The sequence below is a fragment of the Burkholderia sp. Bp8992 genome (genome assembly GCF_003853705.1).
GTDB lineage: Bacteria > Pseudomonadota > Gammaproteobacteria > Burkholderiales > Burkholderiaceae > Burkholderia.
Window position 1 is genome coordinate 39,345 of the sequence record NZ_QTQI01000010.1, and the last position, 24,218, is coordinate 63,562.

General features: G+C 68.3%; 17 protein-coding genes. 7 read left to right on the top strand and 10 right to left on the bottom strand.

The features are described 5' to 3' along the window. Positions 1 to 73 precede the first annotated feature (73 nt). A complete protein-coding gene (gene leuA / locus DIE03_RS16440) occupies positions 74 to 1,723 on the top strand; it encodes a 2-isopropylmalate synthase (protein ID WP_124452083.1) in 1,650 nt (549 codons plus the stop codon). A gap of 144 nt (positions 1,724 to 1,867) precedes the next feature. On the opposite strand, the gene DIE03_RS16445 is transcribed toward leuA, so the two are convergent. Together DIE03_RS16445 and DIE03_RS16450 are read right to left on the bottom strand one after the other, a co-directional pair. After that, a complete protein-coding gene (locus tag DIE03_RS16445; protein ID WP_124452085.1) occupies positions 1,868 to 2,251 on the bottom strand; it encodes a nuclear transport factor 2 family protein in 384 nt (127 codons plus the stop codon). Between the two features lie 45 nt (positions 2,252 to 2,296). After that, positions 2,297 to 2,866 (bottom strand): acyloxyacyl hydrolase, encoded by a 570-nt coding sequence (locus DIE03_RS16450; RefSeq protein ID WP_124452087.1) that lies wholly within the window; start codon positions 2,864 to 2,866, stop codon positions 2,297 to 2,299. A 361-nt stretch (positions 2,867 to 3,227) separates the two neighbouring features. Here DIE03_RS16450 and rpoH point away from each other — a divergent pair, with 361 nt between their 5' ends. The 6 genes from rpoH (at position 3,228) to DIE03_RS16490 (ending at position 10,795) form a co-directional block, all read left to right on the top strand. Then, positions 3,228 to 4,163: an RNA polymerase sigma factor RpoH gene (rpoH, locus tag DIE03_RS16460; RefSeq protein ID WP_124452091.1), complete on the top strand. Its 936-nt coding sequence runs from the start codon at positions 3,228 to 3,230 to the stop codon at positions 4,161 to 4,163. 379 nt (positions 4,164 to 4,542) lie between these two features. Then, a complete protein-coding gene (cydP, locus tag DIE03_RS16465; protein WP_124452093.1) occupies positions 4,543 to 4,824 on the top strand; it encodes a cytochrome oxidase putative small subunit CydP in 282 nt (93 codons plus the stop codon). After that, positions 4,814 to 6,394 (top strand): cytochrome ubiquinol oxidase subunit I, encoded by a 1,581-nt coding sequence (locus tag DIE03_RS16470; protein WP_124452095.1) that lies wholly within the window; start codon positions 4,814 to 4,816, stop codon positions 6,392 to 6,394. The genes cydP and DIE03_RS16470 overlap by 11 nt, the downstream gene beginning before the upstream one ends. Positions 6,395 to 6,425: 31 nt before the next feature. Further along, positions 6,426 to 7,562 carry a cytochrome d ubiquinol oxidase subunit II gene (gene cydB / locus DIE03_RS16475; protein ID WP_124452097.1) on the top strand — a complete coding sequence of 379 codons (1,137 nt, stop codon included), beginning with the start codon at positions 6,426 to 6,428 and terminating at the stop codon, positions 7,560 to 7,562. Positions 7,563 to 7,619: 57 nt separating this feature from the next. Next, positions 7,620 to 7,742: a cytochrome bd-I oxidase subunit CydX gene (cydX, locus tag DIE03_RS16480; RefSeq protein ID WP_034189252.1), complete on the top strand. Its 123-nt coding sequence runs from the start codon at positions 7,620 to 7,622 to the stop codon at positions 7,740 to 7,742. 569 nt (positions 7,743 to 8,311) lie between these two features. Continuing rightward, the gene (locus DIE03_RS16490; RefSeq protein WP_124452099.1) at positions 8,312 to 10,795 is read left to right on the top strand and encodes a family 20 glycosylhydrolase; all 2,484 of its coding nucleotides are present in this window, start codon (positions 8,312 to 8,314) and stop codon (positions 10,793 to 10,795) included. Positions 10,796 to 10,949: 154 nt separating this feature from the next. Here DIE03_RS16490 and nagE read toward each other — a convergent pair whose 3' ends face one another. From nagE to imuA, 8 genes are all read right to left on the bottom strand, one after another. Beyond that, positions 10,950 to 12,719 (bottom strand): N-acetylglucosamine-specific PTS transporter subunit IIBC, encoded by a 1,770-nt coding sequence (nagE, locus tag DIE03_RS16495; protein ID WP_124452101.1) that lies wholly within the window; start codon positions 12,717 to 12,719, stop codon positions 10,950 to 10,952. 87 nt (positions 12,720 to 12,806) lie between these two features. Continuing rightward, complete coding sequence (gene ptsP / locus DIE03_RS16500) at positions 12,807 to 15,389, bottom strand: phosphoenolpyruvate--protein phosphotransferase (protein ID WP_124452103.1); 2,583 nt, start codon at positions 15,387 to 15,389, stop codon at positions 12,807 to 12,809. A gap of 15 nt (positions 15,390 to 15,404) precedes the next feature. Continuing rightward, a complete protein-coding gene (locus DIE03_RS16505; RefSeq protein ID WP_124452395.1) occupies positions 15,405 to 16,421 on the bottom strand; it encodes an SIS domain-containing protein in 1,017 nt (338 codons plus the stop codon). Then, a complete protein-coding gene (nagA, locus tag DIE03_RS16510) occupies positions 16,414 to 17,517 on the bottom strand; it encodes an N-acetylglucosamine-6-phosphate deacetylase (RefSeq protein ID WP_124452104.1) in 1,104 nt (367 codons plus the stop codon). The genes DIE03_RS16505 and nagA overlap by 8 nt, the downstream gene beginning before the upstream one ends. Before the next feature lie 93 nt (positions 17,518 to 17,610). After that, positions 17,611 to 18,345 (bottom strand): GntR family transcriptional regulator, encoded by a 735-nt coding sequence (locus tag DIE03_RS16515; RefSeq protein WP_124452106.1) that lies wholly within the window; start codon positions 18,343 to 18,345, stop codon positions 17,611 to 17,613. 312 nt (positions 18,346 to 18,657) lie between these two features. After that, positions 18,658 to 21,861, bottom strand: a complete 3,204-nt coding sequence (locus tag DIE03_RS16520) for an error-prone DNA polymerase (protein ID WP_124452108.1) — start codon at positions 21,859 to 21,861, stop codon at positions 18,658 to 18,660. A gap of 6 nt (positions 21,862 to 21,867) precedes the next feature. Then, complete coding sequence (locus tag DIE03_RS16525; protein WP_124452110.1) at positions 21,868 to 23,361, bottom strand: DNA polymerase Y family protein; 1,494 nt, start codon at positions 23,359 to 23,361, stop codon at positions 21,868 to 21,870. Next, positions 23,294 to 24,001 (bottom strand): translesion DNA synthesis-associated protein ImuA, encoded by a 708-nt coding sequence (imuA, locus tag DIE03_RS16530; RefSeq protein WP_124452112.1) that lies wholly within the window; start codon positions 23,999 to 24,001, stop codon positions 23,294 to 23,296. The genes DIE03_RS16525 and imuA overlap by 68 nt, the downstream gene beginning before the upstream one ends. Positions 24,002 to 24,218: the final 217 nt, after the last annotated feature.

Here is a 24,218-nt window from a genome sequence, read left to right on the forward strand (position 1 = left end):
CGGTGCGAGGCAGCGCCAACCGTCGCCCATGCCGCCCGTCTTCGCTCGCGACTTGAGACCCGAGGTCCAGAAGATGCAGCGCAATCCGCAAGACAAGTACCGTCCGTTCGAGCCCGTCCGCCTCAATGGCCGCCGCTGGCCGTCCCGCACCATCGAGCGTGCGCCCGTGTGGATGAGCACCGACCTGCGCGACGGCAACCAGTCGCTGATCGAGCCGATGAGCATCGAGCAGAAGCTCGAGTTCTTCGAGATGCTGGTTGCGATCGGGTTCAAGGAGATCGAAGTCGGTTTTCCATCGGCGTCGCAAACCGACTTCGATTTCGTCCGCAAGCTGATCGACGACAAGCGGATTCCCGACGACGTGACGATCGAGGTGCTCGTGCAGGCGCGCGAAGACCTGATCGCCCGCACGTTCGACGCGCTCGAAGGCGTGCCGCGCGCGATCGTGCACCTGTACAACGCGGTGTGCCCGTCGTTCCGCCGCATCGTGTTCGGGATGTCGAAAAACGACGTGAAGGCGCTCGCGATCGACGGCACGCGCATCATCAAGGAGCACGCGGCCGCGCGCCCCGACACGCAGTGGACCTTCCAGTACTCGCCGGAAACCTTCAGCATGACCGAGCTGACGTTCGCACGCGAGATCTGCGACGCGGTCGCGCAGACGTGGCGCCCGACCCGCGATCACAAGATGATCGTCAACCTGCCGGCCACCGTCGAAGCCGCGAGCCCGAACGTGTTCGCCGACCAGATCGAATGGATGGACCGCAACCTCGCGTATCGCGACAGCATCGTGCTGTCCGTGCATCCGCACAACGATCGCGGCACCGCGGTCGCGGCGGCCGAACTCGCGCTGCTCGCGGGCGCCGACCGCATCGAAGGCTGCCTGTTCGGCAACGGCGAGCGCACCGGCAACGTCGATCTCGTCACGCTCGCGCTGAACCTTTACACGCAGGGCATCGACCCGGGCCTCGACTTCTCCGACATCGACGCGGTGCGCCGCGTCGTCGAGCGCTGCAACCAGATTCCCGTGCATCCGCGCCACCCGTACGCGGGCGACCTCGTGTTCACCGCGTTCTCGGGCTCGCACCAGGACGCGATCCGCAAGGGCTTCGCGCAGCAGCGCCCCGACGCGGTCTGGGAAGTGCCGTACCTGCCGATCGACCCGGCCGACCTCGGCCGCAGCTACGACGCGGTGATCCGCGTGAACAGCCAGTCCGGCAAGGGCGGCGCGACGTTCCTGCTCGAACGCGGCATGGGCTTCACGCCGACGCGCCGCGTGCAGATCGAATTCAGCCACGCGGTGCAGACGCTCGCCGACACATCGGGCGAGGAAGTGACGGGCGACGCGATCTGCGCGCTGTTCGCACGCGAATTCTTCGAGACCGACGGTCCGGCCGCGCGCAACGGCAGCGGCGCTCGCTGGCAGAACCGCGAGATCGCGGCAGCGGCGCCCGCCGCCGATGCGACGCCCGAAGACACCGTGCGACGTTTCGCCGCGGCATTCGCGGCGGCCGCCGGCGCCGCGATCGACGTGGCGTCGTGCGAATCCGTGCGCACGACGGACGGACGGTTCGCGGTATCGGCCGGCTGCCGGGTCGGCGACGCGCCGCTGCGGCACGGCGTCGGCCTGCATGCCGATGCGGCGAGCGCCGCGCTCGACGCGGTCGTCAGCTCGATCAACCGTTCGGCCTGGCACTGCGCGGATCGCCGCGCGGCGGCTTGACGGCCGGCATCGACTCAGGGTTTCAAACGTCAGCGAGCGGGGCGTGACCGCCCGTGCGCCGCGCGATCCGCGCCGCACGGGCCAGCAAAAAGCGGCCCAGAAGGCCGCTCGATCGGGAGACACGAAAAGGAGCGCGACGCGCGCTCATGTCTCGGTTGCGCACCGCGTCGCCTGCCACGCGAGCAGGCACCAGCGCCCCTGCTCCTCGGTATGGACGGACGTATAGGCAATCGGAAATACCAGGCCGCCGTTGTTCGTTTCCATCTCGATCAACGCGCGCCCGGTGACGACGCAGGTTTCGCCGCCGGCCGGCAGCACGTCCTGCGACTGGATCTCGATCTGGCGGTAGCGGCGGCGGCCGGCGACGATGGCATCGATGAACTGCTGCTTGGTTTCGCGTTTGCCGTTGGTGTGTACGAAGAACACCTTGTCCGACAGCAGCGCGTCGAGCGCCTCGCCGTCCCCGTCCACCATCGCCCGGAACCGATCGCGCTCGAGCGCGCGGATCGCATCGACCACCTTCGCCATCGCCTGACTCCTCGGCAACGCGCCCGCCGTGCGCGGGCGTGCGGATCAGAAGTTGTACTGCACGTAGAACTGGTGGAAATTTATACCAGGATTCGGCTCTTTGATACCCGCGTTAGACACATGTTCAAAACGGTAGCCGACCTGATACTGTTGCCGTTGGCCGAACTGCACGCCGACGCCCGCGGTCGGTGCGAACTGAAACGCGGTCGACAGCGAGAAATTGTTCGAAATCGTCGGATGAGTCAGGAGCCGGACGCCACCGCCGGCCTCGATGAACGGGCGAACCTCCCCCGCGCTCCTGATGAAGCGGAACATCGGCGTGACGCCGAATTCGCCGATGCTGCTGTGGACGTTGCCGCCCGTGTGCCAGTAGCCGACGTGCCCTTCGACGACGAACGCGAAGTGCCAGCCGCCGACCTGCCACCAGTTCCAGCCCGGATCCCACACGACACCGAGATCGCCCTTGTCGATCCCGCGGCGATCCGAAAACCCGCCGCCCGCCTGGATCCCCCATCGATCCGCGAACGCCGCGCCCGATCCGCCCAGAAGTGACGCCGCCAGCAACGCATGCAGCGCAAGCCGGCTGCGGGGTCGGCGATTCTTCTTGTTGTTCATTCTGACACTCCAACTTTTTGGGTTGAATGGAGCCGGCCGCGACGGCCTGGCCCGAGCGAACTGAATGGTATGGTAAAGGACTTTTCGGATCGGCATCACGAAGCGAAATGGCTTCCTTCCAAAACGACAAAAATCGAAATCGTCTACCGATTACCATCAGAAACAACGGCTTACGGAACTTCGCGCCCCACCCCGTGTCGCAGATTAGACTATCGATTCGACTTCCTTGATAGAAAAATCGGGAACTCGGATGCCCCCGCCCGCTCTAAGGAATTAGCACTCGTCTTGCGGGAGTGCTAAGATGGCCCACGGAATCTCATTCGAGACCGGGGGTTTGTCCCTGATTCCAAAGGAGTTTTTAGTGAGCAACGCCCTGACCCTCCCGAACACCCTGAGCCCGGCGCCGGCCAAGGCCGAATCGGCAGGCTCGCTGGCGCTCGCAGCCCAATCGATGTTGCCCGGCCAGCTCGGCAACATCGATGCGTATATCCAGGCCGTCAACCGCATCCCGCTGCTGACCGCCGAAGAGGAACGCCAGTACGCAACCGAATTCCGCGAAGACAACAACCTCGACTCGGCGCGCCGCCTCGTGCTGTCGCACCTGCGTCTGGTCGTGTCGATCGCGCGCAACTATCTCGGCTACGGCCTGCCGCACGGCGACCTGATCCAGGAAGGCAACATCGGCCTGATGAAGGCGGTGAAGCGCTTCGACCCGGCGCAAAACGTGCGCCTGGTGTCGTACGCGATCCACTGGATCAAGGCCGAGATCCACGAGTACATCCTGCGCAACTGGCGCATGGTGAAGGTCGCGACGACGAAGGCGCAGCGCAAGCTGTTCTTCAACCTGCGCAGCCACAAGAAGTCCATGCAGGCGATGACGCCCGAGGAAATCGACGGTCTCGCGCAGGAGCTCAACGTCAAGCGCGAAGAAGTGACCGAGATGGAAACGCGCCTGTCGGGCGGCGACATCGCGCTCGAGGGCCAAGTGGAAGACGGCGAGGAGTCGTACGCGCCGATCGCCTACCTGGCCGACTCGCACAACGAGCCGACCGCCGTGCTCGCCGCACGTCAGCGCGACATGCTGCAGACGGACGGCATCGCGCAGGCGCTCGAGGCGCTCGACGCGCGCAGCCGCCGCATCATCGAGGCGCGCTGGCTGCACGTCGACGACGACGGCTCGGGCGGCTCGACGCTGCACGATCTCGCGGCCGAATTCGGCGTATCCGCGGAACGCATCCGCCAGATCGAAGCGAGCGCGATGAAAAAGATGCGCACTGCCCTCGCCGAATACGCGTAAATCCCCGGCGATTCAGAGCGCCTCATCGAAAACCGCTGCCCCTCCGGCAGCGGTTTTTTTTCGCCCGTCTTTTCGCGTGTTTTCACACGCTTCCGCGCGCGTTTTTCCGCATGCTTTTCCGCCTGTTTCTCCGCCGATTAATTGACCTGATTCATCAGGTATATGGTCGTTTCCGGGCCCCTTCCGCATAAGCTTGATCTGCCTCAACTTTTGCCCCGCGTTTCGCGACGGTCTGCCGCAGCGCAGCACTCGGCATCGGAAAGCCGTCCTTTTAAAATTGGCATGTCTGGCGCAAAAGGATTAAAACAGCTTCACGGCCGTCATAAATCCGACGTAAAGTCGCCCCAAATCCGACGTAAATCGATTCAGGATAATCGCCTTGATCTCGATCAATAAAAGGCCTGCGCCGCCGTCGTCCCCGCGACCGCCCGGCACGATCGGCTGGCGCGCGCGCATCGCCGCGTGGGCACGCGGCCCGACCCTCGCCCGCGACATCACCCTGGTGCTGATCGTCAAGCTGATCCTCCTGATGTCGCTCAAATACGCATTCTTCAATCATCCGCAGGCCGAGCACATGTCGCTTCCGCCTGCCGCCGTGGCCGAGAAGCTGCTCTCGGTACCGGCGCCTGCATCTACCGAGGGAGACCACCATGATAAGTAGTGAAGTCGTCGATCTGTCACGTCTGCAGTTCGGCATCACGGCGCTCTACCACTTCCTGTTCGTGCCGTTGACGCTCGGCCTGTCCTGGCTGCTCGTCATCATGGAAGCCGTCTACGTGATGACCGGCAAACAGGTCTACAAGGACATGACCCAGTTCTGGGGCAAGCTGTTCGGGATCAACTTCGCGATGGGCGTGACGACCGGCATCACGCTCGAATTCCAGTTCGGTACGAACTGGTCGTACTACTCGCACTATGTCGGCGACATCTTCGGCGTGCCGCTCGCGGTCGAAGGCCTGATGGCGTTCTTCCTCGAATCGACGTTCGTCGGCCTGTTCTTCTTTGGCTGGAACCGCCTGTCGAAGGTCAAGCACCTGATGGTCACGTTCCTCGTCGCGCTGGGCTCGAACCTGTCCGCGCTGTGGATCCTCGTCGCCAACGGCTGGATGAACAACCCGGTCGGCGCCGAGTTCAACTACCAGACGATGCGCATGGAGATGACGAGCCTGTTCGACGTGCTGTTCAACCCCGTCGCGCAGGTGAAGTTCGTGCACACCGTGTCGGCCGGCTACGTGTCGGCGGCGATGTTCGTGCTCGGCGTGTCGTCGTGGTACCTGCTGAAGAAGCGCGACGTCGACTTCGCGCTGCGCTCGTTCGCGGTCGCGGCCGGCTTCGGCCTCGCGGCGACGCTGTGCGTGATCGTGCTTGGCGACGAATCGGGTTATACGACCGGCGAAGTGCAGAAGATGAAGCTCGCCGCGATCGAATCCGAATGGGAAACGCAGCCGGCGCCCGCCTCGTTCACGCTGATCGGGATTCCGAACCAGGAAGAACAGCGCACCGACTACGCGATCAAGATCCCGTACGCGCTCGGCCTGATCGCGACGCGCTCGATCGACGAACCGGTGATCGGCCTGCGCGAACTCGCGAAGCACAGCGAGGAGCACATCCAGAGCGGGATGGTCGCGTACGGCGCGCTGCAGAAGATCAAGCAGGGCGACACGAGCGACGCGACCCGCGCGCTGTTCGACCAGCACAAGCAGTATCTCGGCTACGGGCTGATGCTCAAGCAGTTCACGCCGAACGTGGTCGATGCAACGCCCGAGCAGATCAAGGCCGCCGCGAAGAAGACGATCCCGCCGGTCGCGCCCGTGTTCTTCTCGTTCCGGATCATGGTGGCCCTCGGCTTCCTGTTCGTCGCGACGTTCATTGCCGCGTTCTGGTTCTGCGCGCGCCGCGAACTGCTGCAGGACAACCGCCGCTGGTTCCTGCGCTATGCGGTGTGGGCGATCCCGCTGCCGTGGATCGCGATCGAATTCGGCTGGATCGTCGCCGAACTCGGCCGCCAGCCGTGGACGATCGCCGGCGTGCTGCCGACGCACCTGTCCGCGTCGAGCCTGCAGCCGTCCGACCTGTACCTGAGTCTCGCGGGCTTCATCCTGTTCTACACCGCCCTGTTCGTCATCGAGATCAAGCTGATGTTCAAGTACGCGCGCCTCGGCCCGTCGTCGCTGCATACCGGCCGCTATCACCACGAACTCGCGGCCGCCAGCGAGCGCGCCCCGGCGTGAGCACGCACCTGAAACCGAACAAGGAATCGCTATGGACTATGCAACTCTCAAGCTGATCTGGTGGCTGCTCGTCGGCGTACTGCTGATCGGCTTCGCCGTCACCGACGGCTTCGACATGGGCGCGACCGCACTGCTGCCGTTCCTCGGCAAGACCGACGACGAGCGCCGCATCATCGTCAACACCGTCGGCGCGACGTGGGAAGGCAACCAGGTGTGGCTGATCACGGCCGGCGGCGCGATGTTCGCCGCCTGGCCGCTCGTCTACGCCGCGTCGTTCTCCGGCTTCTACTTCGCGATGCTGCTCGTGCTGTTCGCGCTGTTCTTCCGGCCGGTGGGCTTCGACTACCGCAGCAAGCGGCCCGACCCGCGCTGGCGCGCCGGCTGGGACTGGGGCCTGTTCGTCGGCGGCTTCGTGCCGGCGCTCGTGTTCGGCGTCGCGTTCGGCAACCTGCTGCAGGGCGTGCCGTTCAAGTTCGACAGCGACCTGCGCGTGACCTACTACGGCGGCTTCTGGGCGCTGCTGAACCCGTTCGCGCTGCTGTGCGGGCTCGTCAGCCTCACGATGCTCGTCGCGCACGGCGCCGCGTTCATCAAGATGAAGACCGACGGCGTGATCGCGCGCCGTGCGTCGATCGCGCTGCGCGTGGCGTCGTTCCTCGCGGTCGTGCTGTTCGCGCTGGCCGGCGTGCTGATCGCATCGTATGTCGGCGGTTTCCACATCACGCACGCCGCACCGAACGACACCGTCGCGAACCCGCTGCTCAAGGACGTCGCCGCCGGCTCGGGCCTGTGGCTCGCGAACTACGGCGAATTCCCGTGGATGATCGCGGCGCCCGTCGTCGGCATCGCGGGCGGCCTGCTCGCGATGCTGCTCGCCGGTTCGAAGCAGGAGAAGACGGCGTTCTTCTGCACGGGGCTGATGATCGCCGGTGTGATCCTGACCGCGGGCTTCTCGATGTTCCCGTTCATCATGCCGTCGTCGCTCGACCCGCGCAGCAGCCTGACCGTGTGGGATTCGACGTCGAGCCACATGACGCTGCAGGTGATGCTGTTCGCGGTGATCGTGTTCCTGCCGATCGTGCTGCTCTACACGAGCTGGGTGTATCGCGTGATGCGCGGCAAGGTCACGCGCCAGACGCTCGAGGAAAACAAGCACTCGATGTATTGAAGAACCGGGCCGGGGCGCGCCCGCGCCCTCGCCCACCGTTTCGCAAGGAGTCGGACCATGTGGTATTTCAGCTGGATTCTCGGTATCGGCGTCGCGCTGTCGTTCGGCATCGTCAACGCGATGTGGCTCGAAGCGCGGCAGAAGGCCCAGGAAGCGCCCGCGCGCGCGCGCCGCGACTGACGATGCCCGCCTGACAGGTGCGGCCGAGCGCGCCGCCGCCGTCCGGAACGAACCTCGCCTCGTGCGAGGTTTTTTTTCGTCCGCCCCGTGCGGACAGGCGCTTCACGCCGATGCCAATTTAGCGCCAGATTGATACCACTTGAATACCAATAAAAGGTTTCATAAGATCGTTGGACACGGCCGCCGACAGGCCGATTCCTTCTGGTGGGGGAGACATGCGAATCCCGTGTGTGGCGCGCGCCTGCGCGCCGTGTCGACGTCCGCGCACCGCGGCGTCTGCCGTCGCGCTCATGCGCGGCCGGCCGCGTGCCGTCGGCTGCGGCTGCAGTTGCGTCCACACCGCGGCGATTGCCGCGCACCGACGATGATCATGCGCACACCACCCCGCCGATCCGATCGGCACGCGTGTCCGCCTCCCGTTCCGTAACGCACGCCTTTGCGTGCAGCGTGCGCGCGGTGCGGCCGTATCGCCCCGCGTGCCGGTATCTCCCGCAGCGCCACTGAAAGACCCGATCGCAGCGACGTCGCCCCACGACGCCGCTACGCCCCCTTTTTTGTGAGGAGTTCGAATGAAGCGCACCTTGCCATCCCTCATTGCCGGCCTGCTGATCGCGGTGCTGCCGCCCGCTGCGATCTCCGCGCAGCCGGCATCGCCCCCCGCCATCGCAATCGCCGGCACCGCGCAGTCGGGCGCATCGGCGGCCAGCCTTGCGACGCTGCTGTCGAACGGCCTCGCGTTGCGCGTGGCCGTCGACAACAACCATGCGGCCACGGCCGGCGTGCCGTGCGCCGATCTCGGCGCCGACGGCGCGGCCTGCGCGACGGGCCGCCTGATCCTGCAGAACCGCGGCCACCAGGCAATCGCCGACGGCGGCTGGAAGCTCTACCTGCACAGCATCCGCCGGCTGCTGCGAATCGACCGCCCGGGCTTCGCGCTGCGGCGGCTCACCGGCGACCTGTACGAACTGACGCCGCAGCCGGGCTCGGTGCGGCTCGCACCCGGCGAGCGCATCGAGCTGCCGTTCGTCGCCGAATACTGGCTGCTGCGTTACAGCGACGTGATTCCGCGCCCGTATGTCGTCGTCGACGGCGCGCCGCCGGCCGTGCTCCGCTACAACGACACCGACGACGAACTGCGCTACGTCGAATCGCTGCCGGCCGACGCGCAGAACAACTCGACCGGCAATGCGCCGCCCGTCGCCGCACGGCCCGACGCGAGCCGCGCGCTGCCGAGCGTGAAGCGCGAACAGCCGCTGCCCGGCACGCTCGACCTGCGCGGCGTCGAACTCGCGCTGCCGGACCTGCCGGACGCGCAGGTCGCGGCGCTGCGTGACCGCGCGACGACCCTCGGGCTCGACGGCGCGCGCGTGCCGGTGCGCGGCGCCGTCGCGCCGCGCCGGCTGCCGGCCGACATCGCGACGCCGGGCGGCTACCGGCTCGCGATCGGGCCGCGCGGCGTGCTGATCGAAGGCTACGACCGCGCGGGCCTCTACTACGGCGTGCAGACACTCTACTCGCTCGCACCGGCCGGCGGCGGGCCGATCCCCGCGATGCTCGTCGAGGATGCACCGCGCTTCACGCATCGCGGGATGCACGTCGACCTCGCGCGCAACTTCAAGCACCCGGCGACACTGCGCCGCGTGATCGACCAGATGAGTGCATACAAGCTCAACCGCCTGCACCTGCACCTGTCCGACGACGAAGGCTGGCGCATCGAAATTCCCGGCCTGCCCGAGCTGACCGAGATCGGCGCTCGCCGCTGCCACGACCCGAGCGAGACGCGCTGCCTGCTGCCGCAGCTCGGCTCGGGACCGGACAACCGTTCGGGCGGCGGCTACCTGACGCGTGACGACTACGTCGCGCTCGTGCGCTACGCGGCCGCACACTTCGTGCAGATCATTCCCGAGATCGACATGCCCGCGCATGCGCGTGCGGCCGTCGTGACGATGGAGGCGCGCTACCGGCGGCTGCATGCGGCCGGCCGCGAGCAGGAGGCGAACGCGTACCGGCTGCTCGATCCGCAGGACACGACGAACCTGACGACGGTGCAGTTCTACGACCGGCGCAGCGACCTGAACCCGTGCGTGCCGGGCGCGCTCAATTTCGCGTCGAAGGTGATCCGCGAGATCGCGGCGATGCACGCGGACGCGCAGGCGCCGCTGCACACCTGGCACTACGGCGGCGACGAAGCGAAGAACATCTTCCTCGGCGGGGGCTTCCAGCCGCTGAACGGCACCGATCCCAACAAGGGGCGCATCGACCTCGCCGCGCAGGACAAGCCGTGGGCGCGTTCGCCCGCGTGCACGGCGCTGCTCCAGCGCGGCGAGATCAAGTCGATCGACGAGCTGCCGACGCGCTTCGCGAAACAGGTGAGCGCGGCCGTCAACGCGAACGGGATCGACACGATGGCCGCGTGGCAGGACGGCATCAAGCATGCGAACGGGCCGCAGGACTTCAGCACGCGCCACGTGATGGTGTCGCTGTGGGACACGATCTTCTGGGGCGCGTCGGACAGCGCGCGCGACCTGAGCGGCAAGGGCTACCTGACGGTGCTCGCGCTGCCCGACTACCTGTACTTCGACTTCCCGTACACGCTCAACCCGCGCGAGCGAGGCTACTACTGGGGCTCGCACGCGACGGACGAGTACAAGGTGTTCTCGCTCGCGCCGGAGAACCTGCCGCAGAACGCCGAGGTGATGGGCGACCGTGACGGCAATCCGTTCGAGGTGACCGGCACGGGCCCCGCGCCGCGTATCGAAGGCATGCAGGGCCAGGCGTGGGGCGAGGTGATGCGCAACGACACCTTCCTCGAATACATGGCCTATCCGCGACTGCTCGCGCTCGCCGAGCGCGCGTGGCACCGGGCCGACTGGGAGCTGCCGTATGCGGCCGGCGTGCGCTTCAAGCGCGGCGACACGCATCACGTCGACACGGCCGCGCTGCAGCGCGACTGGGCCGGCTTCGCGACGCTGCTCACGCAACGCGAACTGCCGAAGCTCGACCGCGCCGGTGTCGGCTACCGGAAGCCGACCTTCACGCTGACGAATCCGTGATCGGCTGAACGCACGGACGACGCGCGAGGCGGGCGAACGCAGCGCGCCATCGCCCGCGCCAAGGAAAAACGGCTTGCGACGCGTACGTCGCAAGCCGTTTTCGTTTTACCGCCCGGCCGGACCCGCCGCGCGGATCCGGCCGGTGTTCATCGCATCAGGCCGGTTGCGCGGCCGCGCCACCGCTCGACGGCGGCAGGCGCGCGCCGAGCTGTTCGGCATAGCGTGCGGCCGCGTTGCCGCAGACGATGTGGAACGTGTCGAGCGACACCCATGCGACGTCGAGCGCAGCGAGGCGATCGCGATCGACCGCCGACGGATCGCGCACGACGACGCGCAGGCGCGTGGTCGCCACCGCGTCGAGCGATGCGACGTTGGTCGCACCGCCGAACACCGCGAGCCAGCGCGCCGGTTCCGGGTCGAGCGGGCCGGCGGCCGCGCCCGTGACGGGCTGCGCGGCGGCGGCCGTCGCGGTCGACGCGACACCGGTCGCGCCGCTGCCGATCGCGGCACGCATCTCGTCGGCGATGATGTCCGCTTCCGGCCCGATGATCACCTGCACGCTGTTGCCGCCGCGCTTGAGCACGCCGCGCGCGCCGATCGACTTCAGTTCCGGCTCCGAGACCTTCTCCGGATCGACGACGGTCAGGCGCAGGCGCGTCGTGCAGGCGTCGACGACCGACAGGTTGGCCGCACCGCCGAGTGCCGCGATGTAGCGTTGCGCGCGCGGTGCGGCGGCCGTCGCAGCGGCGCCGGCCGCCGGCGCGACGAAGCCGCCCGATGCATACGATTCGGCGGCCGCGTCGGCCGATGCCGGCTCGCGGCCCGGCGTCGCCATGTTGAACTTGCGGATGAAGAAGCGGAACAGCCCGTAGTACGCGACGCCATACGCGATGCCGAGCGGAATCGCGATCCAGCCCTTCGTCGACAGCCCGTAGTTCAGCACGTAGTCGATCGCGCCGGCCGAGAACGTGAAGCCGAGCTTCACGCCGAGGATCTGGCAGATCGCGAGCGACAGCCCCGTCAGCACCGCATGGATCACGTACAGCACCGGTGCGAGGAACATGAAGCTGAACTCGATCGGCTCGGTCACGCCGGTCAGGAACGACGTCAGCGCCATCGAGAACAGCAGGCCGCCGACCATCGCGCGGCGTTCCTTCGGCGCCTCGTGCAGCATCGCGAGACACGCCGCCGGCAGGCCGAACATCATGATCGGGAAGAAGCCGGCCATGAAGGTGCCCGCGGTCGGGTCGCCCGCGAAGAAGCGGTGCAGGTCGCCGTGCACGATCTCGCCGCCGGCCGGCGGCGTAAAGTTGCCGAACACGAACCACGCGAGCGAGTTGATGATGTGGTGCAGGCCCGTGACGAGCAGCAGGCGGTTCAGGAAGCCGAACACGAACGCACCGATCGCGCCCGCCGTCGTCAGCCACTGGCCGGCCGCGTCGATCACATGCTGGACCGGCTGCCATACGTATCCGAACACGATGCCGAGTACCACGCACACCAGCCCCGTGATGATCGGCACGAACCGCTTGCCGCCGAAGAACGCGAGGTAGTCCGGCAGCTTGATGTCCTTGTAGCGGTTGTACAGCAGGCCCGCGACGACACCCGCGATGATCCCGGACAGCACGCCCATGTTCAGCTTGGGATCGATGTCCTTCATGATCGCGGTTTCGATCAGGTAGCCGATCGCGCCCGCGAGCGCCGCCACGCCGTTGTTGTCCTTCGCGAAGCCGACCGCCACGCCGATCGCGAACAGCAGCGGCAGGTTGTCGAAGATCGCACCGCCGGCGTCGGCGATCATCTTGATGTTGAACACGTCCGGCTGGCCGAGTCGCAGCAGGATGCCGGCGACCGGCAGTACCGCGATCGGCAGCATCAGTGCCCGGCCCAGGCCCTGTATTTTCAGAAACGGATTCCCGTTCATTCAGTCCTCCAATCCTTGTCTCGTCGTTGATCGTCGTTGAGCTGATGGCTTTCGTCGTAATACGGGTCGCGAACCTGCCGCCGACGTTCAGTCGAGCGGCCAGACCTCGCGACTTGCTGCCCTTACCGCCTGTGCCGAATCGAGCGCGAGCAGGTCCTGCGCGCGCTGACGGCACAACTGGTAATCGAGACGGCGCACACGCGCCTTGATGCCCGGCACCGATACGGGGTCGACCGACAGTTCGGTCACGCCGAGGCCCACCAGGATCGGCACCGCGAGCGGATCGCCGCCGAGTGCGCCGCACACGCCGACCCACTTGCCGTGCTTCGCGGCGCCGCGCACCGCGATGTCGATCAGGCGCAGCACGGCCGGATGCAGGCCGTCGGATTGCGCTGCCAGGTCGGCCTGGCAGCGGTCCATCGCGAGCGTGTACTGCGTCAGGTCGTTGGTGCCGATCGACAGGAAATCCGCGTGCTGCGCGAGCTGGTCGGCCAGCAGCGCGGCCGACGGCACCTCGATCATCACGCCGACCTCGATCGGCTCGGTGCGGCCCTGCGCACGCGCGAATTCGTCGATGCGCTTGCGCAGCCGCACGAGCTCGCCCGCGTCGGTGACCATCGGCAGCAGGATGCGCACCGCGCCGAACGGCTTCACCGCGAGCAGGCCCTGCAGCTGGTCGTCGAGCAGATCGGGGCGCACCTGCGCGAGGCGGATGCCGCGCAGGCCGAGCGCCGGGTTCGGTTCGGGCGGCAGCGTCAGGTAGTCGACTTCCTTGTCGGCGCCGACGTCGAGCGTGCGGATGATCGCGGTACGGCCCTGCAGCGCGTCGACGATCGACTGGTAGCTCTGTTGGTGTTCGACGACCGTCGGTGCCGCCTGGCGATGGATGAACATCAGCTCGGTGCGCAGCAGGCCGACCGCGTCGGCGCCGTTGTCGACCGCGGTGTTCGCGTCGTCGAGCGTCGCGATGTTCGCGGCAACCTCGATCGCGCGGCCGTCGACCGTCTCTGCTGCGACACCGGCCAGTTGCCGGTTCGCCTCGCGTACGCCGTCCAGGCGCTGGCGCTCGTGCCGCGCGCGTTCGACGTCGAGGGCGGTCGGCGCGTGTTCGAGCCGGCCCGCGCTCGCATCGACGACGACCTGCGTGCCGTCCGGAATCGCGTACAGCGCATCGCCGACCGCGACCAGTGCCGGAATGCCGAGCTGCCGCGCGATGATCGCCGCGTGCGACGTCGCGCCGCCGCGCGCCATCACGAGCGCGGTCACACGCTGGCGATCGAGCGACGAAAGATCGGACGGCGTGAATTCCTCGGCCGCGAGCACGGCCTCGTCGGGCAGCGCACGCGCGGCGCCGTTCGTGTGGCCGAGCGCGCGCAGCACGCGCTTCTCGATGTCGCGAAGGTCGGCCGCGCGTTCGGCGAGCAGCGCGTCGTCGAGCTTCGACAGCGTGTCGATCTGCGCGCGGATCGTCGCGCGCCATGCGAAGCCCGCGCTCTTGCCGAGGCTGATCAGGTCGCGCGCCGCGTCGATCAGCGTCGGATCCTCGAGCAGCACGCGATGCACCGCGAAGATGCCCGCTTCGCCGACCGCGCCGCGCGCCGATGCGTTGCGCACCGTTTCGTCGAGTTCGGCATCGACCGCCTTCAGCGCCTGGTCGAGCTGGCGGCTTTCGGCGGCCGGTGTGCCGGCAGCCTGCTCGGGCGGCACGATTTCCGCATGGTCGAGACGCACCAGCGTGCCGACCGCGATGCCGGGCGCCGCGCACACGCCGGCGAGCGTGTTCGGATCGATGGGTGCGCCGGTGTTGCGTACGATCGTCTGCGGCACGGGCGACGACATCCGCGCCGGCCGCTCCTCGACTTCGCCGTGCGCTTCGCGCAGCAGCTCGTGCTCGACCGCCTCGACGGCCTGTTGCGCGTGCGCGCCGCGGCCGACGAGTTCGACCGTCGCGCCTTCGCCAGCGCCCAGGCCGAGCAGGCCGACGACGCTCGCGATCGACGCCTTGCGGCCGTCGAACAACACGTCGACGGTCGCGTCGAACCCGCGCACGGCTTCACGCGCACGCGCGGCCGGCCGCGCATGCAGGCCGCCCGGCTGCGCGAGCACGATCTCGCGGCGCACTTCGTTCATGGCCGCCGCGCCGGTTTGCGCCGCCTGCGCAGCGGCTGCGCCCTTGCCGCGCAGCGCGAGCAGCGGCGTCTCGCCGGCCGTCGCGAAACCGCTCGCGCGATCGACGACCTCGAACGCGTCGGAGTTCGCGATCGCGACCACCGACACGAGCGAATGCGCATTGCGCGCCACCGCGTCCTGGTCGAACTCGATCAGCAACGCGCCGGCTTCGACGCGAGCGCCGGCCTCGACGTGCGCGATGAAGCCCTGCCCGTTCAGCTCGACCGTGTCGATGCCGATGTGCAGCAGCACTTCCGCGCCTTGCGGCGTCGTGATCGTCACCGCATGGCCCGTGCGCGCGAGATGCGACACGACGCCCGCGCACGGCGCGACGAGTTTGCCCGCGAGCGGGTCGATGCCGATGCCGTCGCCGAACATCCCGCCGGAGAACACCGGATCGGGCACGTCGGCCAGCGCGACGATCGGCCCCGTCATGGGGCTAAGCAGGACGATCTGATCTTGGGTGGGGCTCTTCAACTGGGACTCCTCGGCGCGTCTCATCGGCTGTCTCGGCTATCAGTGCGTTTCGGTGACTTTGTTCAGGTGGCGCGGCGTGTCGGGATTGCGGCCGCGCGCGACGGCGAGATCGGCTGCCATCACGTAGAAGGAAAGAATGGCGGCGATCGGGTCGAGCGCCGGATGGGCGGACTGCGCGAGCGGCAGCACGGTGCCCGATACGCCGGGCGTGCCGGCGGGTGCCGCGAGCAGCACGGCCGCGCCGCGGGCGCGCATGTCGTCGGCGAGCTGCAGCAGGCCGGCCTGCTCGGGGCCCGGCGGCGCGAACACGAGCAGCGGATAGTCGCGGTCGATCAGCTCCATCGGGCCGTGGCGGACTTCGGCGCTCGAGAACGCCTCGGCCTGGATGCCGGACGTTTCCTTCAGCTTCAGCGCGGCTTCCTGCGCGATCGCGAGGCCGAGGCCGCGGCCGATGACGATCATCCGCTCGACGCCCGCGAGCGCGGCGACGGCCTGCGACCAGTCGAGCCGGCCGGCCTGCGCGAGCACGTCGGGCAAGCCGCGCAATGCGGTGATCAGCGCGGCGTCGCGCTGCCAGTACGCGACGATCTGCGCGGACAGCGACAGCATCGCGATATAGCTCTTCGTCGCGGCGACCGACAGTTCGGGGCCGGCGAGCAGCGGCAGCTGGTGCTCGCATGCATCGGCGAGCGGCGACGGCAGCACGTTCACGGCGGCGACGGTGCGTGCGCCGGCTTCGCGCAGCGCGGCCATCGTGTTGACGAGATCGGGGCTCTTGCCCGACTGGGAAAACGCGATCGCGAGTTGATCCTGCACCTTCAGCGGCGCCTGCTGCAGCGTCGCGACCGACATCGGCAGCGACGCGACCGGCACGCCGAGGCGGCTCATCGTCAGGCTCGCGAAATAGCTCGCGGCGTGATCCGAGCTGCCGCGTGCGACCGTCAGCGCGACGGCCGGCGGGTGATCGAGCAATTGGCCGGCGAGCGCTTCGACGCGCGAGGTGTCGGCGATCTGCGCGGCGACGACCTGGGCGGACTCGCGCGCTTCCTTAAGCATATTCGACAATCGATTCTCCTTCGACGTAGGTCGCGGTGAGGTTCAGGTCGCGGTCGAACACCGCGAGGTCGGCCCATGCGCCGCGCTCGAGGCGGCCGCGATCGGCGACGCCGAGGTAGTCGGCCGCGTAGCGCGACATCCGGTTCGACACGTCGGCGATCGGCAGGCCGAGCGACACGAGGTTGCGCAGCGCCTGGTCCATCGTCAGCGTGCTGCCGGCGAGCGTGCCGTCCGCCAGCCGCACGCCGCCGAGGCACTTCGTCACGTGCTGGCTGCCGAGGCGGTATTCGCCGTCGGGCATGCCGGTGGCCGACGTGCTGTCGGTCACGACGTACAGGCGCGGGATCGCGCGCAGCGCGGCACGAATCGCGCCCGGGTGCACGTGCAGCAGGTCGGGGATGATTTCCGCGTATTCGGCGTGAGCAAGCGCCGCGCCCACCAGGCCCGGATTGCGGTGATGCAGCGGCGACATCGCGTTGAACAGGTGCGTGAAACCGCATGCGCCGTGCTTGAGTGCGGCGACCGCGTCGTCGTAGGTCGCGAGCGAGTGGCCGAGCTGCACGCGCACGCCGCGCGCGGCCATCTCGCCGATGATCTCGATGTGGCCCGCGATTTCCGGCGCGAGCGTGACGACGCGGATCGGCGCGATCGACAGGTACTTCAGCACTTCGTCGAGCACGGCCGATACGGCCGCGTCGGGCTGCGCGCCGAGCTTGCCGGGATTGATGTACGGCCCTTCGAGGTGCACGCCGAGCACGCGCGCGCCGCCCGGCGTACGCGTGCGCGCAACGGTGCCGAGGTTCGCGACGACCTGCATCAGCTCGTCGCGCGGCGCGGTCATCGTCGTCGCGAGCAGGCTCGTCGTGCCGAATTGCGCGTGCGTGCGGGCGATCGTCTCGATCGCGTCGCCGCCTTCCATCACGTCGGCGCCGCCGCCGCCGTGCACGTGCAGGTCGATGAAGCCGGGCAGGATGTACGGCGAGTCGTTCTTCGCGGGATCGACGGGCGTGCCGTCGAGCGTGGTGATGCGGCCGTTCTCGCTATCGAGCGAACCGTGAATCCAGCCGTCGGGGGTGAGGATGTTTCCAGTCAGCATGACGTTCTCTTGATGATCTGGTGACGCGGGCATCCGCGTCGTGATTTGCAAATTCGGTGCGATTCATTGCGCGCGATTGCGTTCCATCGCGCGTCAACGTTTCAGTTCGGCGACGAAGTCGTAGTAGTCGTCGCGGCAATACGTTTCAGTCACTTCGATCGCGCGCTGGTCGGCGCCGTAGCCGATCCGCGTGATCACCAGCAGCGCCGAGCCCGGCTTCACCGCCATCCATTTCGCGATCGCGTGCGGCGCATTCGCCGCGCGAAAGTGCTGCAGCGCGCGCACGACGGTCATGCCGCGCGCGTCGAGGAATTCGTACAGCGACGCGCCGAGCGCCTGCGGATCGGGCACCACCGCGGCCGGCAGCGTCGAATGCTCGACGGCCATCACGATGCCGTCGGCGCGGCGCAGCCGTTCGAGCCGCGCCACCGCCGCGCCGGGCGCGAGGCCGAGCCGCGTGATCTCGTCGCGGCTCGCGGTGCGCAGCGTGCGCGACAGCCACACCGAATCGGGCACGAAGCCGCGCTGCTGCATCTTCGCGGTGAAGCCGACGAGGCGCGACAGCGGATCGGCGACACGCGGCGTGATGAAACTGCCCGCCCCGCGCGCCCGCTTGATCAACCCTTGCTCGACCAGCAGCGCCAGTGCGCGCCGGGCCGTGATCCGCGACACGCCGACCGACACCGACAGCAACCGCTCCGACGGCAGCGCCTCACCGGCCCGCCACGCGCCGCCGTGAATCGCGCTCGCCAGGTTGCGGGCGAGCTGCAGATAGAGCGGCGTGTCGTCGAAGGGATCGGGCGCCAGTTCGGACCAGCCGGTTTCCATGTGCCTCCGGGTGTCGGACGACGGCCTCGGGCCATCGAAAGTGAACGCATTATATAACCACCATAATACCAGTCAACGAACTGGTATTAGCGTCGCAAAAATCTCCGAAAGCCTTGCCCAGCAAGCGTTTTAGCAATGAGAAAGCCTTTGTTTACAATGCAGTGCGGGATAGGGATTTACCCCGAGTGGTATGCAAGGGGACAGTTCCAGCGTGCGGTCCGGCCAGGTTTTGGGTGCGGATATGAGACCGGAATAGAACCAATTTGAGCAACTGGTATGCATCGGCTGCGGGTGTGCCGTGCGACTCGCGTGTCAGTGAAACTCGCGGCTCGACGTGCGCAGGCCGCCGAGCAGCGGCGTCAGATCCTCGAAATGCTGCACGACGAGGTGCCTCACGTCGCTCGCGACCTGCCACACGCCGGACGCCGCGAGCAGCCGCGAATCGAGGGTTTCGCGGCGCTGTCGTGCGAGCAGCTCGGGCCGGACGATCAGGTTCACGCAGCCCGTTTCGTCCTCGAGCGTCATGAACATCACGCCTTTCGCGGTGCCCGGCATCTGCCGCGCGGTCACGAGCCCGCACGCGCGCGCGAGCCGGCCGTCGGGCCGGTCGTGCAGCTCGGCCGCGGACGACAGCCGCCGCGCGCGCAGCGCGGGCCGCAGCAGCGCGACCGGGTGGCGGTTCAGCGTGAGGCCGGTGGTGTGATAGTCGGCGAGGATGTCGTCGGCTTCCGACGGCGCGCCGAGCGCGGGTTTCTCCGCTTCGTCGATCGGCGCGGCAGCGAGCAGGTCGCGCTCCGGCGCCGCGGCGACGGCCTGCCACAGCGCGTCGCGGCGATGGCCGGCGAGCGTCGCGAGCGCGTTCGCGGCGGCGAGCGCTTCGAGGTCGCGGCGTTCGAGCTGCGCGCGGCGCGCGAGCGTGTCGACGCTATCGAACGGGCCGGCAGCGCGGGCGGCTTCGATGCGGCGCGCGGCGGTTTCGCCGAGGCCGCGCACGAGCGACAGGCCGAGCCGCACGGCCGGCTGGCCGTGCGGCGGCAGCTGGCCGGGCAGCGCTTCGAGCGCGGCTTCCCAGTTGCTGTGCGTCACGTCGATCGGCAAAACCTGCACGCCGTGGCGCTTCGCGTCCTGCACGAGTTGCGACGGCGGGTAGAAACCCATCGGCTGGCTGTTCAGCAGCGCCGCGAGGAAGATCGCGGGTTCGTGGCACTTGAGCCAGCTGCTCGCGTAGGCGAGTTTCGCGAAGCTCGCCGCGTGGCTTTCGGGGAAACCGTAATCGCCGAAGCCCTTGATCTGCTCGAAGATCTGCTCGGCGAATTCAGGCGGATAGTCGCGCTCCCGCATCCCGTCGACGATCTTGCGGTGATACTGCTCGAGATTGCCCTTGCGCTTCCAGGCGGCCATCGCGCGCCGCAGTTCATCTGCCTCGCCAGGTGTGAAGCCTGCCGCGATCATCGCGATCTGCATCACCTGCTCCTGGAAGATCGGCACGCCCTTCGTACGTTCGAGCGCCGGCTTCAGATCCTCCTTTGGATAACTGACCTTTTCGATGCCCTGGCGCCGCTTCAGGTAGGGATGCACGGCCCCGCCCTGGATCGGCCCCGGCCGCACGATCGCGACCTCGATCACCAGGTCGTAATAGGTGCGCGGCCGCAGGCGCGGCAGCATCGACATCTGCGCGCGCGATTCGATCTGGAACACGCCGACCGTATCGGCGCGGCAGATCATGTCGTAGGTCGCTTCATCGTCCTGCGGAATGTGCTTCAGCGTGAACGGCTCGCCGTCCGGTTCCGGCGGCCCGCGCCACGCGGTGCGCATGTCGAATGCGCGATGCAGCGCAGACAGCATGCCGAGCGCGAGCACGTCGACCTTCATCAGCTTGAGCGATTCGAGATCGTCTTTATCCCACTGGATCACGCGACGCCCATCCATCGCCGCGTTTTCAACCGGCACGAGCCGCGTGAGCTTGCCGCGACTGATCACGAACCCGCCCGAATGCTGCGACAGGTGGCGCGGAAAGTTGAGGAGCCGCGCGGCGAGTCGGGCCCATGCCTGGATGAGCGGCGTCTGCGGATCGAGCCCGATCGTCCCGAATTGCTGCAGCAGATCGCGACTGCCGTCGAACCAGCGGTGTCCCTTCGCGACACGATCGACCAGCATCGGATCGACACCGAGCGCCTTGCCGGTTTCGCGCAGCACACCGCGCGGACGGTAGGTCGATACAGCGGCCGCGAGTGCGGCACGGTCGTTCCCATATTTCTTGTAGATGTGCTGGATCACCTCTTCCCGGCGCTGATGCTCGAAGTCGACGTCGATATCGGGCGGCTCGCCGCGCTCCGCGCTGATGAAGCGTTCGAACAGCATCGTGCTCTGCTCGGGATTCACCTCGGTGATGCCGAGGCAGAAGCAAACGACCGAGTTCGCCGCCGAGCCTCGCCCCTGGCACAGGATGTTCTGGCTGCGCGCGTATTTGACGATGTCGTAGACGGTCAGGAAGAACGGTTCGTAGCTCAGCCGCGCGATCAGGTCGAGTTCATAGCGGATCTGCTTCTCGACTTTCTCCGGGATACCCTGCGGATAGCGCTCGGCCGCGCCTGTCAGGGTTTCCTGCTCCAGATAACTCGTCGGCGTATGCCCCTTCGGCACGATCTCGTCGGGATACTCGTAGCGCAGCGAGTCGAGTTCGAAATCGCACGCATCGAGAATCGCGCAGGTCTCCTCGATCTCCGCCGGCGAATACAGATTCCCGATCCGGTTCCGCGCACGCAGATGCTGTTCCGCATTCGGCGCCAGCGCATAGCCGCACTCCGAAACCGGCATGCCGACGCGGATTGCCGTCATCACGTCCTGCAGCTCCTTGCACGAGCGCCGGTGCATCGTCACGTCGCCGAGCGCAACGATGCGCACGCCGCGCCGCCCGGCCGCAGCGCGAATCTCCTCGCGCTGCGCGCCGTCCAGCGCGCGCTGCAACTGCACGAGCCCGAGCCGCGCACGCTCGCCGAACGTCGCGCGAAACCATGCGACCTGCGCATCGAGCACGTCGGCCCGCACCGGGTACGCGGGCACGAGAATCGCGAAACAGTCGGGCATGCCGCGCAAGTGCGCAAACTCCGCAGGCGGTGCCGACAGCATCCGCGACGTCAGCTTGTAAGTCCCCTTCGGCGACGCCATCCGCCGCCACGAAATCAGCTCGGACAGGTTGCCGTACCCCTCGCGGTTCTGCGCGAGCAACACGAGCCCGAACGCACCGGGGCCCGGGTCGTGGCCGGGCGCGACGTCATCCGGCGTGACTTCGAAGTACGAACCGATGACGAGCGGCAGCCCTTTCGCCTTCGCCGCGACATGCATCCGCGGCGCGCCGGCAAGCGAGCATTCGTCGGTGATCGCGATGCCGCGATAGCCGAGTTCCACCGCACGTTCAACCAGTTCGTCCGCATGCGACGCGCCATGCAGGAACGAAAAGTTCGAACGGCAGAACAACTCCGCGTAATCGGGCAGCCAGCTGAATTCCGCCACCATCTCCGTTCACCCGAACAAGCCGTGCAGGAACCAGTGCGGTTCGATCCCGCCACTGCTGCTCGGCAGTTCCTGAAAAATCCAGTAGCACGCACCGGCTTCGTCCTGCGCAACGTAGTAATCGCGCGCAGCGAGCTGGCCATCGAACCATCCGGCCTCGATCCGCTCCGCCGACGACATCCTCCTCAGCGGCGTATGGAATACCGGCCGCTCGCCACGCATCAGGAGCAGCAACGGCTCGGCCAGCAGCCACGCCGGCCGCGGCGGCACCGCCGGCGGCCCGCCGGCCGGCTTGCCGGCCTGCGCATCGAGCGGCAGCCAGCGGTTCGCGGCCTCGGGCCGGTGATCGGCCACCGGCGCCGCGCGCAATACGTTCTCCGCACCCAGCCGCGCGACCAGCAATTCGAACAGCCGCGCACGCGTCTCGCGCGTGCCGCCCGGCTCGGGGAAAAGATCGTCGGCCGGCGGCGCGACCGATTCGACGCGCGTGGCCTTCAGACGCACCGCGATCACGGCGGCCGGCAATTCGACGCGCGCGAGCCGCTCGCCGAGCAGCCGCATGAAGTGCCCCTCGTCGCGCACCGGCGCGGCGAATGCCAGCTCGAGCGGCGTCGGCGGCACGGCCTGGCGGCCGCGCTCGTGTTCGAGATCGAACGTCATCGCGGCCAGCGACAGCTGCCGCGCGGCCAGCCAGCCGCACAGCTGCACGACGAGCCGGCGCGCGGCGAACAGCACGGCTTCCGCGTATTCGACGCGCTCCGGCAATTCGAGCCGCACGTCGAACACGGGCGGCACCGCCATCCATGCCAGCGGCTCGACCGCGTCGCCGTACGCGCGATCGAGCGCGGCCAGCAGCGCGGGGCCGCAACGGCGCTGCAACCCCGCGCGCGGCAGGCCGCGCAGATCGGCGAGCGTGCGGCAGCCGAGGCCGTCGAACCAGCCCGCATACGGACGCGCATCGGGCAGCAGCACGCAGGGCAGCCGGTCGAGCGAACGGACGAGCGAGGCCCGGCCGGCGACGCGGCGCCGGATGCGTGCCCGCGCCGACGTGCGCGCGAGCAGCCACGCACCTTGCCCGGTCGGCGCGGCGGACAGGCGCGCCGCATAGCCGAGAGCCGCGAGCGTCGCGCGCACCTGGCGGCACAGCGACGGCAGGCCGCCGAACAGGCGCAGGCTCGGGCCGACGTCGACGAGCAGCGTGGCTTCGTCGTCGAGCGCGACGCACGGCGAGAAACGCAGCAACGCGAGCGCGACCGCGCGCAGCGCATCGGCCTCGCGAGCGGGATCGCGTTCGACGAGCTGCGTCTCGGGCGCAAGCGTGAGCACGCCGCCGCGCTTCATGCCCGCGCGCACGCCCTGCCGCCGCGCGGCCGCATCGGCGATCAGCACGACACCCTGCTCGAGCACCGCACAGCCCCCGCCGCCGGCCGCTGCGTCAGACGGCGGCGGGGCGCACACGTCGAGCGGCAGGCGCGGCAGATGGATGCCGAGCAAGACGCGCATAGCGGCTCTCCACGATAGGCGACGGCAGGTCGAGCACGAGCGGCTCGCTGCGCGCGGGCCCGCGACGCTTGACGATGTCGAGCGACACGCCGCCCGGAACGGGATACAGCGCGACGCGCAGCACGGCCGGCGACGGCTGCCGCGCGGCCGACAGCGGGCGCAGCATCACGAACAGCGTGTCGCCCGTGCGCGCGGCCGCGAGATGCAGGCGCCGCAGCGCATCGGGTCGCGCGTCCTGCCAGAGCAGCAGCGCGCCGCAACAGCCGGTCCTGAGTGCCTGCTCGGCGGCCCACAGCGCGTCCGCACGGCTGCCGGCGCGCAGCCACAGCAGCGCGTCGGCCGGCACGCCGAGGCTGGCGAGCGCGGTTGCATGCGGCGATTGCGGCGGCGCGACGAGCGCGAGCGGACGCCGGGCGCTGACGGTGCGGGCAAGCGCGGGCGCGAGCAGCCGCATCTCGCCGCAGCCCGGCTGCGCGGCCAGCAATTCGACGAGCCCGCCGACCGGCCAGCCGCCGCCCGGCAGCTCGGCCGACAGCGGCGCGAAGCCGGTCTCGATCGTGCGCGGGCCGCCGCGCGCGAGCTGCGAGCCGCGCCAGAGCGATGGATGAAGGGATTCGGGAGAAATGGAGGATGCGAGCATGACGCCACCCACAACTGTATGGATATACAGTATATGGCAATGCGCCCGCGTCGCACAGCACCGGTGCGAAACCGGTTTTCGTCAGAGGAAAAGCGACGCAAAAGCCGGTGCGGCCATCATGTTAAGCCGCATCGGAGCGGGTGCGGCCGGATCGTATCGCCCGGCAGAACCCGCACGCCCCCCCGAAGGCAAACCGGCACGATGCAGCATCTCGCAC

Excerpts from the sequence above, each read along its gene's own strand:
- cydX (WP_034189252.1), top strand. The coding sequence starts at position 7,620 with ATGTGGTATTTCAGCTGGATTCTCGGTATCGGCGTCGCGCTGTCGTTC.
- DIE03_RS16450 (WP_124452087.1), bottom strand. The coding sequence starts at position 2,866 with ATGAACAACAAGAAGAATCGCCGACCCCGCAGCCGGCTTGCGCTGCAT.
- DIE03_RS16525 (WP_124452110.1), bottom strand. The coding sequence starts at position 23,361 with ATGCGCGTCTTGCTCGGCATCCATCTGCCGCGCCTGCCGCTCGACGTG.
- DIE03_RS16490 (WP_124452099.1), top strand. The coding sequence starts at position 8,312 with ATGAAGCGCACCTTGCCATCCCTCATTGCCGGCCTGCTGATCGCGGTG.
- leuA (WP_124452083.1), top strand. The coding sequence starts at position 74 with ATGCAGCGCAATCCGCAAGACAAGTACCGTCCGTTCGAGCCCGTCCGC.
- nagE (WP_124452101.1), bottom strand. The coding sequence starts at position 12,719 with ATGAACGGGAATCCGTTTCTGAAAATACAGGGCCTGGGCCGGGCACTG.
- DIE03_RS16445 (WP_124452085.1), bottom strand. The coding sequence starts at position 2,251 with ATGGCGAAGGTGGTCGATGCGATCCGCGCGCTCGAGCGCGATCGGTTC.
- cydB (WP_124452097.1), top strand. The coding sequence starts at position 6,426 with ATGGACTATGCAACTCTCAAGCTGATCTGGTGGCTGCTCGTCGGCGTA.
- DIE03_RS16520 (WP_124452108.1), bottom strand. The coding sequence starts at position 21,861 with ATGGTGGCGGAATTCAGCTGGCTGCCCGATTACGCGGAGTTGTTCTGC.
- imuA (WP_124452112.1), bottom strand. The coding sequence starts at position 24,001 with ATGCTCGCATCCTCCATTTCTCCCGAATCCCTTCATCCATCGCTCTGG.
- DIE03_RS16515 (WP_124452106.1), bottom strand. The coding sequence starts at position 18,345 with ATGGAAACCGGCTGGTCCGAACTGGCGCCCGATCCCTTCGACGACACG.
- DIE03_RS16470 (WP_124452095.1), top strand. The coding sequence starts at position 4,814 with ATGATAAGTAGTGAAGTCGTCGATCTGTCACGTCTGCAGTTCGGCATC.
- DIE03_RS16505 (WP_124452395.1), bottom strand. The coding sequence starts at position 16,421 with ATGCTTAAGGAAGCGCGCGAGTCCGCCCAGGTCGTCGCCGCGCAGATC.
- nagA (WP_124452104.1), bottom strand. The coding sequence starts at position 17,517 with ATGCTGACTGGAAACATCCTCACCCCCGACGGCTGGATTCACGGTTCG.
- ptsP (WP_124452103.1), bottom strand. The coding sequence starts at position 15,389 with ATGAGACGCGCCGAGGAGTCCCAGTTGAAGAGCCCCACCCAAGATCAG.